This window comes from Methylobacterium sp. 17Sr1-1 (assembly GCF_003173775.1).
Lineage (GTDB): Bacteria > Pseudomonadota > Alphaproteobacteria > Rhizobiales > Beijerinckiaceae > Methylobacterium.
On sequence record NZ_CP029552.1, the window covers coordinates 1,220,001 to 1,233,144 of the forward strand.

The window sequence follows — 13,144 nt, forward strand, 5'->3', positions numbered from 1 at the left end:
GTCAGGCTCATAACCTGAAGGTCACAGGTTCAAATCCTGTCCCCGCAACCAAACAATAAACCCCGCGTGGCGCGAGCCCCGCGGGGTTTTTCGCGTTCGGATCCCTGCGCGACGCGTCGGGAAAGACCAGGCCAGTGCCGGTCGCGAACTGGACCAGCGCGAACGCACGGAACTGGCCGTAGGGGCCGGACCGGATCGCCGGTATGGGCTCCGCTTGCCCGACACATCGGTGCCCGCGGGGCGGCACCTCGCTTCCGTCCGAGACCTCCATGCCCGATCCGACCTCCCTCGCCCTTTTCGTCGCGGCGGCTCTCGTGCTGGCCGTCACGCCCGGCCCGGGGCTGTTCTACGTCGCGGCGCGAAGCCTCGCCGGGGGCCGGGCCGAAGGCGTGGCGTCCAGCCTCGGCACGGGGCTCGGCGGCATGGTCCACGTCGTGGCGGGTGGGCTCGGCGTCTCCGCCCTGGTGCTCGCCAGCGCGGAGCTGTTCGCCGCCCTGAAGCTCGTGGGGGCGGCCTACCTGATCTGGATCGGCTACCGCACGCTGCGCGCGGCCCGCCGGGAGGGAGAAGCCGCAATGCCGGCCGAAGCCGCGCTTGCCCGTGGCTCCGCACGCGCCTTTCGCGAGGGCGTGCTGGTGGAAGCCCTGAACCCCAAGACGGCAGCGTTCTTCCTGGCCTTCCTGCCGCAATTCATCGACCCGTCCGCCGGGCCGATCGTGCTGCAATTCGTGGTCCTGGGCTCGGTGTCGGTCGCCCTCAACACCCTGGCCGACCTCGCGGTCGCCGTCGCGGCCGGCCGCCTGCGCCGAGGGGCCGCGTCCCGCCCCGGGCTGGTCCGCCGCCTGCGCGAAGCCTCCGGTGCCGCGATGATCGCGCTCGGCCTCGGCCTCGCCCTGGCGCGGCGGCCCGCTGCCTGACCCCGACCTCGAAAGGACCGATCCCATGCGCTTCACCGGCCTCTCCGCCTTTCCGATCACGCCCGCCGCGCCCGAGGGCCGCGTCGACCTCCCGGCCCTGCGCCGGCTCGTCGCCCGCCTGTGCGGGGCGGGCGTCGATTCGATCGGTCTTCTCGGCAGCACCGGCTCCTACCCCTACCTCACGCGCGAGGAGCGTCGCCGGGCGCTCGATGCGGCGCTCGACGAGGCCGGGGGACGGGTGCCGGTCATGGTCGGCGTCGGCGCGCTGCGGACGGACGAGGCCGTGCGGCTGGCGCAGGACGCGAGGTCGGCGGGCGCCGCGGCCGGGCTGCTGGCGGCGGTGTCCTACACGCCGCTCACCGACGACGAGGTGTTCGAGCATTTTTCGGCGGTGGCGCGGCAGAGCGGATTGCCGCTCTGCCTCTACGACAATCCCTCGACCACGCATTTCCGGTTCGGCACCGAGCTGATCGGCCGCGTGAGCCGGCTGCCCGGCATCGTCGCGGTGAAGAGCCCGGGCCAGGAGCCGCAGGCGGTGGCCGGGCATCTGGCGGGGCTTCGGGCCGTCGTCGCGCCGGACGTCTCCCTCGGCTATAGCGGCGACTGGACCACCACCGAGGCGCTCATCGCCGGCGCGGATGCCTGGTACAGCGTCGTCGCCGGGCTGTTTCCCCAGGCAGCCCTCGGCATCGTCCGCGCCGCGCAGCGCGGCGATGCGGCGGAGGCGCGGCGGCTCGATGCCCGGCTCGCGCCCCTCTGGACCCTGTTCCGGGAGTATTCGAGCCTGCGGGTGATGTTCGCCTGCGCCGATCTCCTCGACCTCTGTCACGCCGCGCCGCCGCGGCCGATCCTGCCGCTCGGCGAGGCGGCGCGGCGGCGCGTGGCCGAGGTGATCCGCGCACTCGATCTCGGGTAGGCCGGGCGCGCGCAGCACCCTCCCCAGGTCGATTAAGGTGCCCTGCGTCGGAAGGCGCCGCCGTCGCGACTGGCCCGGCCGTTGCTTTCCCTGACGGCCGGTGGCTGATACCGGCGGGATCGACCCCTTTCCGAAGGAACGCGCGTGCGCCATGGCATCGACAGGCTCGCCTCACGCGACCGGCGGGTCTGAGCGGTGAATACCCGCCCGCAAGCCCCGCTCGATCCGCGTGTCGGCACCCTCCTCGCCGAGATCGCGGCGGGGAACGGCGCGGCCCTGGACCGGGACGGCCGGCCCCTCGACCTGCGCGCCGCGGATCTGAGCCGCCAGCACCTCGCGCCGCTCGCCGGGGAGGCGGCGTGGTGGGATGCGGACCGCCAGGGCCTGAACCTCGCAGGCGCCGCGATGCCCGGCAGCGACCTGGAGCAGGCCGACCTCACCGGTGCCACCCTGAAGCGCGCCCGGCTCGGCGGGGCGCTGGCCCGCTCGGCGAATTTTTCGGGAGCGCTGATCGAGGAGGCGGATTTCGGCAAGGCCGACCTCAGCGGCGCCCGCTTCACCGGCGTGGCGGGCGGGCAGGCGGACTTCACCGAGGCGATGCTGGAGGATGCGAGCTTCCGGGACGCCTCCTTGCGCTTCGCACGCCTGCCGCGCAGCCTGCTCGATGGCGCGGATTTCTCCGGCGCCGACCTGTGGGGGGCCGACTTCACGGGGGCCGACGCCGACTACACCCGGTTTCGCGGCGCGCGCCTCGACGAGGTGAACCTCTCCGACACCAACCTGACCCACGCCGATTTCGAGGGCGCGAGCCTGACCAAGGCGCGGCTCGTCGGCTCGCGCCTGCGCAGCGCCAAGCTGAGCGGCGCCAAGCTCGACGGAGCGGATCTCTCGGGCGCCGACCTGTCGGCCGCGATGCTGGTGCGGCTCGATCTCTCCTCCTGCGCCCTGCGCCACGCGCGCTTCGCCGGCGCCTGGCTCAACGGCACCCGGTTTCGCGCCGCGCAGATCGGCGAGGCGGTGGGCGAGGAGGTCGCCGGCGAGTACGAGGCGGCGAAGGCGAGCTACCTGGCGCTGGAGCAGAATTTCGAGAGCATCGGCAGCCGCGACGAGGCCGGCTGGGCCTATCGCCGGCGCCGGCGCATGGGCCGGTTGCATGCCGGAGCGCTGTTCCGGGCCGCGTGGCGGGAGCGCGAGCGCAACGGCCTCCTGCGCCACGGCTACCGCTGGCTCGCCGACCGCTTCGTCGAGTGGCTGTGCGATTACGGCGAGAGCCTGTCGCGGCTGTTTCGCGCCTTCGCGGTGCTGATCGTGGTCTTCGCCGGGCTGTTCGGCCTCACCGGCGGCCTGATCCCGGAGGGCAGCGGCGCGCCGACCTACAACGCCCTCGATCTCCTGAGCTACAGCGCCCTGAACATGATGACGGCGAACCCGCCGGAGATCGGCATCAAGCCGGTCGGACGGGTCACCAACCTGCTGGTCGGGGTGCAGGGCGGGACCGGCATCGTGCTGATGGGGCTGTTCGGCTTCGTGCTGGGGAACCGGCTGCGGCGGTGATCCCGCTCAACCCGGCGCGACCACCATCGGCAGATCCGCGGGCGGCGCGTAACCTGCGAGATCGAGCACCCACCGTCCCTCCCCGTCCGGCCCGGGCGCGTCGGCCGTGAAGCCGAGGCGTGGATAGAGATCCGCCACCATCCCGTTGCGCCCGCTCGGGCGGTAGAGGCCGACGAGGCGCCGGGCGCCCCGGCGCGCGGCCTCCGCCGCCAGGATAGCCAGAATCCCCTCCTCCACCCGCCGCCCGATGACGCGGCAGCTCATCAGCCAGGTCTCGACGACGAGGTCGTCGCCGGCGAACCGGCCGATCGCGACGGCGATCACGCCGTTGTCGCCGAGCCGGTCGGTGAGGCGACATTGCAGCGTGAGGGCGGCGGGATCCCCGATCAGCGCGGCGGCCTCGGCCTCGCGCAGGCGCCGGGTGGTGAGGTTGAACTGATTGGTCTTGTTGACGAGCTGGACGATGCGCGGGAGCCCGATCGCGTCGAACGGGCGCCAGACGAGCCGCATGCCGAGCCCCGCCAGGGTCGCGGCGAGATCGGTGCCGGCCGGGGCCGGGCGAAGGCGGTCCGGCGCGTAGGCTGTCGCGCGCCCGCGATCCTCCTCGGTCAGGGTCACGGCCTCGAAGTAGCCCGCATCCGCCAAGCGGCGGGCGACGAGCGCCGGCTCGTCGGGCACCTCCGGCACCGCCACCATCGGCAGATGCGCACGCACCAGGGCGCGCTCGAACGGGTTGTCGTCGACGAAGACCAGCGCGTCGAGGCCGAGGCGGAGGTCCTGCGCGATGCGCCGGAGGTTCGTCGCCTTGTCGTCCCAGTTCGCCACGAAGGCGGCGAAGTCGGGCAGGCGCAGGAGCATGTCGGGATGCTCGGCGAAGGGCCGTCGCGCCAGCGCGGGGTCGTTCTTCGAGCAGACGGCCAGCACGACGCCGCGGCGCGTCAGGTCGCGGGCGTAGGATTGGAGAGCGAGGAAGGATTCGCCCAGCGCGCTGCCCTGCCCGACCACGATTCCGTCGAGGCCGTCCTCACCGACCGTCCCGCCCCAGAGCGTGTCGTCGAGGTCGAGCACCAGGGCCTTCGCCGAGCGGCCGAGCCGGGCCCCGACCAGCCGGGCGACGAGGTCGCCGTAGAGCGGCCCGGCGGCCGGCGTCACCGCCTGGCGGGCCCGCAGCCACAGGGCCGGATCGTGCCACGAATCGAGGCCGTCGCGCGAGACGGCGTCGTCGAGGGCGAGGAGGTCGACGCCCTCCTCCACCGCCGCGTCCCGCAAGGCGGCGTTGAGGCGGGCGGTGCGGGCGGCGAGCGAGCCCGGCATCCGGTGCTCGTTGGCGCCCAGCAGGGGGAGCGCCGTCGGCAGCAGCGCCTGCTGGATCACCGTGCAGCCATGCGCGGCCTTCGCCCGCGCCCAGAGGGCGCGCAGCCGGTCGAGCGCACCGGCGATGCCGGCCGCCTCCGGCCCGGCGGCCGGATCGCCGGGCCCTAGGAGATCGACGGCATCGAGGGCGAGGAGCACGATGTCGGGCCGGGCGGCGCGCAGCGATTCGCCGTCGATGTCCCGATGGTACTGGCCGTAGGCGCCCTCCCACACCGTCAGTCGGAGGTCGCGGCGCAACGCCCCGACCCGGATCCCGGCCGCGAGATGCGACAGCGTCGAGGAACCGAGGAGCGCGAGCCGCACGGCCGGGCCGGCCGGAGATTCTTCGGGCAAGCGCCGCGGCTCAAGGAAGCGCCGCTGCACGACCCGGTCGAGCCGGTTGGTCCGCGCCGGGTCGAGGCGGGTGCGGGAGAGCGCCGCGAGCGCGTCCCAGGCTTGCGGGTCGGGCAGCGCCTCCGCCGCGGCGAGGCGGGCGGCGAAATCCCGCGGCGGCTCGGGCAGCCAGGACAGGTCGGCCGTCACGCCTGAGCCTTGCGGGCGACGAGCGCCGCGAGATCGCCGACGCGCGACAGGCCGTCGACCTCCCGGGTCGTGAGCTTGATGCGAAAATGCGCTTCGACCGCAATGACGAGCTCGATCATCCGGGTCGAGTCCCAGCCCTCGACATCCTCCGCGGTCAGGTCCGGCGTGAGCCTGACCGGCTCGCCGAAAACCTCCTCGAAGAGCGGGGCGAGGGCCGCCAGCGCCTCCGCTTCGGTCACGGCGTCAGCCGCGCGGTAAGGAGCTTCAGGCTCGCGCCAGTGAACAGCACGGCGAAGATGCCGTCGAACCAGCGCCGCAGGCGCCGGTAGCCGTGGGCGAGGCGCCGGTTCGAGAACGCCCAGGCATAGCCGGTGAAGATCAGCGTGCTCTGCAGGCCGACCGCCGCGATCACCAGCGCCAGTTCGGCGCGGGAGGTCTCGGCCGAGAGGCCGAGCGTGTAGAGCGAGCCGAAGAACAGGATCGCCTTCGGGTTGGTCAGGTGCAGAGCGAGCCCCTTGATGTAGTTCCGCGAGGTCGAGGCCCGGCTCAGGGACGCCTCCGGCGGTCCCTCGATCGCGCTGCGGGCGGATTTGAGCGCGAGCAGCATCAGGTAGGCGCCGCCGGCGTAGCGCAGGAATTCGAGGGCCCAGGCGCTCGAGGCCATCACCGCCGCGAGTCCGAGCGCCGCGGCGATCGACCACATCAGCGATCCGGTCACGACGCCGAGCGCCAGGGTCAGGCCGGCGCGGCGCCCGGCCTGCATCGCCGTGTCGGCGATCGCCACCGTCGCGGGGCCGGGACTGGCGGTGGAGACGAAGGCCGCCGCGAGGATCAGCGGCAGGTTGATCGAGAGGGACATCGGGCCGGCCTGTCGGTGATGCGCCGCGGGGTAGCGTCGGCGGGAGGGTGCCGTGCTCGACCGTCCTTCCGCAAGGGCCGGTTCGCGCCCCTCGCGCGAGCCGTGCCCTGCGCGCCGGGGTGGGCTGTCAGCCCGCGTCTTGCATGACCGGCGCAAGTTGCTAGCTCACGCTGACAAGAATTCCGGAGAGCCCCGGCATGAACGCCCGTCCCGACGCCCGCGACTTCGCCACTCCGCAGAAATTCGGCATCGGGCAGCCGGTGCCGCGGGCCGAGGACCCGGTGCTGGTGCGGGGCGAGGGGCGCTACACCGACGACCTCGCCCTCGACGGCCAGGCCTACGGCGTGTTCGTGCGCAGTCCGATCGCCCACGGCCACCTGCGGGGGATCGACGCCGAGGCGGCGCTCGCCATGCCGGGCGTGCTCGCGGTGATCACCGCCGCCGACCTCGACGGCTACGGCACGATCGGCAACGCCCTGCCGTTCAAGAATCAGGACGGCACGCCGATGCGCAAGCCGGCCCACCCGTCCCTCAGCCTCGACCGGGTGCGCTACGTCGGCGAGCCGGTCGCCCTGGTGGTGGCCGAGACCCTGGCCGAGGCCCGCGACGCCGCGGAGGCCGTGGTGCTCGACATCGAGGACCTGCCCGTCGTGACGACGCCCGACGAGGCGGCGGCCGAGGGCGCCCCCCTCCTCCACGACGACGCGCCCGGCAACCTCGCCCTCGACTTCCGCACCGGCGACCAGGCGGCGACCGAGGCGGCCTTTGCCAAGGCGGCTCACGTCACTTCCCTCGACCTCCTCAACAACCGCCTCGTCATCAACCCGATGGAGCCGCGCTCCGCGATCGGCGTCTACGAGCCGCAAGACGGGCGCTTCACCCTGCATGTCGGCTCGCAGGGCGTGTTCGGCCTGCGCAACAACCTCGCCGACGGCGTCCTGAAGCAGCCGCGCGACAAGGTGCGGGTGCTCACCGGCAATGTCGGCGGCTCCTTCGGCATGAAGGCGCCGGTCTATCCGGAATACCTGCCGCTGCTCGAGGCCGCCAAGCGCCTCGGCCGGCCGGTGAAGTGGACCGACCTGCGCTCCGAGAGCTTCCTATCCGACCACCACGGCCGCGACGTCGCGGTGACGGCCGATCTGGCGCTGGATCCGCAAGGCAACTTCCTCGCCTTCCGGGTGAAGGGCCGCGCCAATATGGGCGGCTACCTCAACCCGCTGGCGCCGCTGTTCCAGACCGTGAACATCGCCCGCAACATGGTCGGCGTGTACCGCACCCCCGTCTTCGACGTGGAGGTCGCCTGCCTGTTCACCAACACCACGCCGATCGGCGCCTACCGCGGCGCCGGGCGGCCGGAGGGCAACTACTTCATCGAGCGCCTGATCGATACCGCCGCCGCCGAGATGAACCTCGACCGGGTCGAGTTGCGGCGTCGCAACCACATCCGCCCGGCGGACATGCCCTACAAGGCCCCGTCCGGCCTCACCTACGACAGCGGCGACTTCCCGGCGGTGCTCGACCGGGCGCTCGCCGCCGCCGACTGGGACGGTTTCGCCGCGCGGCGCGCCGAGAGCGAGGCGAACGGCAAGCTCCGGGGCATCGGCATCGGCGACTATCTCGAGATCACGGCGCCGCCGCAGAACGAGATGGGCGGTATCCGCTTCGAGGCCGACGGGACGGTGACGATCGTCACCGGCACCCTCGATTACGGGCAGGGTCACCTGACGCCCTTCGCCCAGGTGCTGCACGACCGCCTCGGCATCCCCCTCGACCGCATCCGGCTGCTCCAGGGCGACAGCGACCAGCTCATCGCCGGCGGCGGCACCGGCGGCTCGAAATCGCTGATGGCGAGCGGCACGGCCCTGGTCGAGGCCGGCGACCTCGTGATCGCCAAGGGCCGCGAGGCCGCGGCGTCCGTGCTCGAGGCCGGCCCCGCCGACATCGAGTTCCGCGAGGGCCGCTTCACCATCGCCGGGACCGACCGGGGCATCGGCCTGCTCGACCTCGCCGCCAAGGTGCGGGCCGGCCTGCCCGACCCGGCAGCGCCGAAGAGCCTCGACGTCGCCCACACCCACAAGGAATCGCCCTCGGCCTTCCCGAACGGCTGCCACGTCGCCGAGGTCGAGGTCGATCCCGAGACCGGCGTGGCGACCGTGGTCCGCTACACCACCGTCAACGATTTCGGCACGCTGGTGAACCCGATGCTGGTCGAGGGCCAGCTCCATGGCGGCGTGGTCCAGGGCATCGGCCAGGCGCTCATGGAGCGCACGGCCTATGACGAGCAGGGCCAGCTCGTGACCGGCTCGTTCATGGATTACTGCCTGCCGCGCGCCTCCGACGCGCCGTTCATGGGCTTCGAGAGCCATGCCGTGCCCGCCACCACCAACCCGCTCGGGGTGAAGGGTTGCGGCGAGGCGGGCTGCGCCGGCTCGCTGCCGTCGGTGATGAACGCCCTCGTCGACGCCCTGCGCCCCCGCGGCATCCGCCACATCAACATGCCGGCGACGCCGCAGGCGATCTGGTCGGCGCTGCAGGATGCGGGGAGCGCCGCATGAGCGAGCCCGTCACCCTGGCGGCGCAGGCCCGCGTCGATACGGAGAGCGGGAGCCGCTACCTGACCCAGCTGTGCAAGCACTGGAGCCACAAGTTCCCCGAGACCACCTTCACGCCGGAGCGCGGCGTGGTGCCGTTCGGGGAAGGCCGTCGCTTCACGGCCGAAGCCGACCCGGAGGGCCTGACCCTGCGGGTCGAGGCGCCCGATCTCGACGCGCTGACCCGGATGCAGAGCGTGGTGGCCGAGCACCTCGCCCGCTTCGCCTTCCGGGAGGATCTGGGCGGGATCGCCTGGACGCGGGTGGGGTAAGACCCCACTATCTGGCCGCGCAAATCGATCCGTCCCACCCGCGACCTCATCCTGAGGTGCCGCAGCGAAGCGGAGGCCTCGAAGGAGGGTTCCAGACGTCGCTGCGTGTGCTGGAGGCCTCCTTCGAGGCCAGCCGATCGAAGATCGGCCGGCACCTCAGGATGAGGTCGTGGATGGGAGGTGGTGCGACAGATCGCGTCCGTTCCAACCGAAAGTACTCCCACCATGACGAATACCCCCGACTTCGACGCCCGCCTCGACCGGCTCGCCGAGGTCGCCGTGAGGGTCGGGCTCGGGCTCCGGCCCGGGCAGGAACTGGTGATGACGGCGCCCCTCGACGCGCTGCCGCTCGCCCGCCGCATCACGGCCCAGGCCTACAAGGCCGGCGCCTCGGTGGTGACGACCCTGCTCGCCGACGACCAGGCGACGCTGGCGCGCTTCGAGCACGGCCACGACGACGCCTTCGACAAGGCGGCCGGCTGGCTCTACGAGGGCATGGCGAACGCCTATCGCAGCGGCGCGGCGCGGCTCGCCATCGCGGGCGACGATCCCTCGCTGCTCGCCGGCCAGGACACGGACAAGGTGGCGCGGGCCAACCGTGCCCGGTCCAAGGCCTATATGCCGGCGCTCGAACAGATCGCCAATTTCGCCACCAACTGGACCATCGTCTCGGCGGCGACGCCGGCCTGGGCCCGCACGGTGTTTCCGGAACTGCCCGAGGACGAGGCGGTCGCCCGGCTGTGGGACGCGATCTTCTCCGCCTCGCGGGTCGACGGGCCGGACCCGGTCGGCGCCTGGGAGGCGCATAACCGGGCGCTCAGCGACCGCACCCACTCCCTCAACGCGCGCCGCTATGCCGCCCTGCACTTCCGCGGCCCCGGCACCGACCTGACCGTGGGCCTCGCCGACGACCACGAATGGTGCGGCGGCGCCACCACGGCGAAGAGCGGCATCACCTGCAACGCCAACATCCCGACCGAGGAGGTCTTCACCACCCCGCACAAGATGCGGGTGCAAGGCCATGTCAGCGCGACGAAGCCCCTCTCCTACCAGGGCACCCTGATCGACGGGATCGCCGTGCGCTTCGAGGAGGGCCGCATCGTGGAATCGCGCGCCCGCACCGGGGCCGACGTGCTGGCCAAGGTGATCGACACCGACGAGGGCGCGCGCCGCCTCGGCGAGGTCGCGCTGGTGCCGGCCTCCTCGCCGATCTCGGCCTCGGGGCTCCTGTTCTGCAACACCCTCTACGACGAGAACGCGGCGAGCCACATCGCGCTCGGCCAGGCCTACAGCAAGTGCTTCCTCAACGGCGGAGCCGGCTTGAGCGAGCAGGACCTGGCCGCCCGCGGGGCCAACCGCAGCCTGATCCACATCGACTGGATGATCGGCTCGGCCGAGGTCGACGTCGACGGGGTGACGCCCGAAGGCCGGTCCGAGCCGCTGATGCGGCGGGGCGAGTGGGTCGACTGACCCTCCTGGCCGGAGCCGTCGCGCTCCGGCCTTCGCGCGGATCAGAACCGGGCGACCGCGAGGGTGCCGTCGTCCAGCGAGAGGAAGCGGATGCCGGCGCCGCGCAGGGCCGCGACCGCCTTGTGGCGCGACCGGTCCGCCTGAGCCTCGGCATCCTCCTCGAGACGCCGGACGGTGGAGAGGGACAGGCCGCTCGCTTCCGCGAGCGCCGACATCGACCAGTCGAGCAGGCCGCGCGCGGCGCGCAGGTGACGGCCCCGCACCATCTGCTCGAGCCCCTGCCGCACGCCGTCCGACACCGCCTGGCCGGAAGACTGGCCGGCGGGGCCCGTGACGCCGGCCCACTCGACGATCTCGCCCGCGAGATTGCGGACCGGGACGATCACGCTCCGGAACGGCTCCCGGATGCCCCCGGCCATCCGGAACTGCGTCGTGCCCTGGTGCACCAGCCCATGCGCCAAGGCGTGCAGGCGGATCTCCCGCGTCGTCTCGCGCTGCTCCTTCACGATGGCCGCGAGGTTGTCGGCGGCCAGCTCCTCGTCGTCGGGCGCCAGCAGCGCGCTGAAGCTCGGATAAGCCTGCGTCTCCCAGCCGATGCGGTGGGAGAAGACGAGTGTCCGTGACTGCTCGACGAGTGCGAGGTACTGGCGCTGCCGAGCCGTCTGCGTCAGTCGCAGGCTCTCGCGATCCGTGACGTCAAGGAACGTCCCCATCGCCGAACGGGGGCGCCCGTCCGGCGCGTAGCGGACCTCGCTGTTGGCGGACAGGATCCGCATCGTGCCGTCCGGCCGGATGACCCGGACGACGCGTTCGCGGCGCAGATCGCCCTGCAATACCTGCGCGGCGGTCTCGATCATGTCCCTGTCCTCGGGATGCAGCATCCCGCGCAGCAGGTCGTAGCCCGGCGAGGACAGGTGCGGCTGCAATCCGAGCAGGTGGAACAGCCCGGGCGACCAGACTTGGGTGTTCGTCGCGAACACCCAGCACCAGGAGCCGGTCAGGCCTCGCGCGTCGAGGAGGCGCAGGAAATCGCTGGATGTGAAGGTGAGATCGCTGGCGTTCATGGGGGCCGGTGACCGGGACATCGAAATCAGTCTTGATCGCGCGCATCTGCACGCGTCCCCAGGGCGCGTCAATCTCGCGAACTGTTCCCGCCGCCGGATAAGGTATCGATTCGGTACTTAGGACTATATTCAGTCATTCGTCGTAAATTGCGCCCCACCGGCGGCCTGCAAATCTGCGTCTGCTTCTCGGTCGACCACGACGCGCGAGACGCCCCGCCAGCATTGATGCGGCGGACCTTCGTGGCGGACCTGCGTGGCGGACCTGGAGCGATCAGGGTGATCCGGCGGGCGAGCGGGTTGCGTGCCGCGGGACGGACGATTGGGCATCCGGCGCTCACGGCCTCGCGCTCCTGGCGCCAGCCGTGCAGCGCTGGCGTAGAACTCGGAGGGGACGGGCAGGCGCTGCGGCCTGGCAGGCCCGCTCCCAACGAGCTTCGTCCAGGCCCGCGGATCGCGTATGCGACCAAAGCTGCGCCAAGGGGAAACGACGAACCCGGCGTCTATCCGACGAAGATGAGCTTCTTGCCGCGGTTCTCGCCGCGGTAGAGCGCGGCGATCGCACCGGGGGCGGCTTCGATACCCTCGGAGACGTCCTCGTCGAGGACGATACGGCCCTCCGCGTGCCAGCCCGCCAGCGCGGCCACCGCCTCCTCGAACCGGGCCTTGTGGTCGAGCACCACGAAGCCGCTCCAGACCAGGCGCCGGGTCAGGATCTCGCGCTCGACCCGGGGACCGGTCGGCGTCTCGGTCCAGCTCGCGACCGAGGCGGTGCCGCACTGGACGATCCGCCCGCCGACCGCCATCCGGCGCAAGGCCGCGTCGAGGATCGGCCCGCCGACATTGTCGAAATACACGTTCACCCCATCCGGCGCCTCGCGCGCCAGCGCGGTGGCCCAGTCCTCGCTGCGGTAGTTGTAGGCGGCCGCATACCCGAACGCCTCGCGGCAGCGGGCGACCTTGGCATCGTCGCCGGTGAGCCCGATCGGGCGGCAGCCGAGATTGCGGGCGATCTGGCCGACGAGCGAGCCGACGGCACCGGCAGCCGTCGAGACCAGCACCGTCTCGCCCGGCTGCGGCCGGCCGAGCGCGATCAGCCCGAGATAGGCGGTGAGCCCGTTCAGGCCGAGCAGGCCCGCATGGGCCGAGAGCGGCACCGCCTCGGCGCAGCGCCGGAAGATCGCCGAGACCGGCACGGCAGCGTAATCCTGCCAGCCGAACCAGCCGTACAGGAACTCGCCCTCGGCGACGTCGGGGCTGTTGGAGCGCACCACCACACCGACCGCCAGCGCCCGCATCGGCCCGCCGAGGGGCACGGGCTGCGAGTAGTTGGCCTCGGCGCTGGCCCAGCCGCGCTGCGCCGGATCGACCGAGAGGTAGAGGTTGCGCACCAGGATCTCGCCCGGGCCCGGCTCGGGCACCGGGACGACGTCGAGGCTGAAATCCCCGGCTTGCGGGATCCCGGCCGGCCGGCGGGCGAGCAGCACCCGGCGGTTGCGCTCGGGCAGGGTGTGGGCGGGAATGTCGGTCGGACCGGTCACGGGCGTCTCCTCCTGTCGACGCGTTCTCTCGGCGCCGCACTCGTCCCCTTCACGACCTCACGATGAG

General features: G+C 72.4%; 11 protein-coding genes and 1 tRNA gene (1 of these 12 running past the window's edge). 7 read left to right on the top strand and 5 right to left on the bottom strand.

Translation table 11 applies throughout. The annotated features are described in order from the left end of the window. From DK412_RS05440 to DK412_RS05455, 4 genes are all read left to right on the top strand, one after another. A tRNA-Met gene (locus DK412_RS05440) sits at positions 1–51 on the top strand; it begins 26 nt to the left of the window's first position. A gap of 218 nt (positions 52–269) precedes the next feature. Further along, positions 270–917, top strand: a complete 648-nt coding sequence (locus DK412_RS05445; RefSeq protein WP_109971115.1) for a LysE family translocator — start codon at positions 270–272, stop codon at positions 915–917. Between the two features lie 25 nt (positions 918–942). After that, positions 943–1,833 (top strand): dihydrodipicolinate synthase family protein, encoded by an 891-nt coding sequence (locus DK412_RS05450; protein WP_109971116.1) that lies wholly within the window; start codon positions 943–945, stop codon positions 1,831–1,833. 195 nt (positions 1,834–2,028) lie between these two features. Next, positions 2,029–3,387 carry a pentapeptide repeat-containing protein gene (locus DK412_RS05455; protein ID WP_109971117.1) on the top strand — a complete coding sequence of 453 codons (1,359 nt, stop codon included), beginning with the start codon at positions 2,029–2,031 and terminating at the stop codon, positions 3,385–3,387. A 6-nt stretch (positions 3,388–3,393) separates the two neighbouring features. On the opposite strand, the gene DK412_RS05460 is transcribed toward DK412_RS05455, so the two are convergent. The 3 genes from DK412_RS05460 to DK412_RS05470 are packed head-to-tail and all read right to left on the bottom strand — an operon-like array spanning position 3,394 to position 6,142. Continuing rightward, complete coding sequence (locus tag DK412_RS05460; RefSeq protein WP_109971118.1) at positions 3,394–5,283, bottom strand: HAD-IIIC family phosphatase; 1,890 nt, start codon at positions 5,281–5,283, stop codon at positions 3,394–3,396. After that, positions 5,280–5,522 (bottom strand): acyl carrier protein, encoded by a 243-nt coding sequence (locus tag DK412_RS05465; RefSeq protein ID WP_109971119.1) that lies wholly within the window; start codon positions 5,520–5,522, stop codon positions 5,280–5,282. Before DK412_RS05465 ends, DK412_RS05460 begins: the two co-directional genes overlap by 4 nt. Next, positions 5,519–6,142, bottom strand: coding sequence for a LysE family translocator (locus DK412_RS05470; RefSeq protein WP_109971120.1), 624 nt, complete (start codon positions 6,140–6,142; stop codon positions 5,519–5,521). The genes DK412_RS05465 and DK412_RS05470 overlap by 4 nt, the downstream gene beginning before the upstream one ends. Before the next feature lie 197 nt (positions 6,143–6,339). On the opposite strand from DK412_RS05470, the gene DK412_RS05475 reads away from it, so the two are divergent. The 3 genes from DK412_RS05475 (at position 6,340) to DK412_RS05485 (ending at position 10,475) form a co-directional block, all read left to right on the top strand. Continuing rightward, positions 6,340–8,697 carry a xanthine dehydrogenase family protein molybdopterin-binding subunit gene (locus tag DK412_RS05475; RefSeq protein ID WP_109971121.1) on the top strand — a complete coding sequence of 786 codons (2,358 nt, stop codon included), beginning with the start codon at positions 6,340–6,342 and terminating at the stop codon, positions 8,695–8,697. After that, positions 8,694–9,005 (top strand): DUF2218 domain-containing protein, encoded by a 312-nt coding sequence (locus DK412_RS05480; protein WP_109971122.1) that lies wholly within the window; start codon positions 8,694–8,696, stop codon positions 9,003–9,005. The genes DK412_RS05475 and DK412_RS05480 overlap by 4 nt, the downstream gene beginning before the upstream one ends. A gap of 225 nt (positions 9,006–9,230) precedes the next feature. Further along, complete coding sequence (locus DK412_RS05485) at positions 9,231–10,475, top strand: aminopeptidase (RefSeq protein ID WP_109971123.1); 1,245 nt, start codon at positions 9,231–9,233, stop codon at positions 10,473–10,475. Positions 10,476–10,516: 41 nt separating this feature from the next. Here the strand turns inward: DK412_RS05485 and DK412_RS05490 are convergent, their stop codons facing one another. Together DK412_RS05490 and DK412_RS05495 are read right to left on the bottom strand one after the other, a co-directional pair. Beyond that, on the bottom strand, positions 10,517–11,539 hold the full coding sequence (locus DK412_RS05490) for a PAS domain-containing protein (protein ID WP_162596125.1): 1,023 nt from the start codon (positions 11,537–11,539) through the stop codon (positions 10,517–10,519). A 500-nt stretch (positions 11,540–12,039) separates the two neighbouring features. Continuing rightward, positions 12,040–13,077, bottom strand: coding sequence for an NADP-dependent oxidoreductase (locus tag DK412_RS05495; protein ID WP_204165504.1), 1,038 nt, complete (start codon positions 13,075–13,077; stop codon positions 12,040–12,042). Positions 13,078–13,144: the final 67 nt, after the last annotated feature.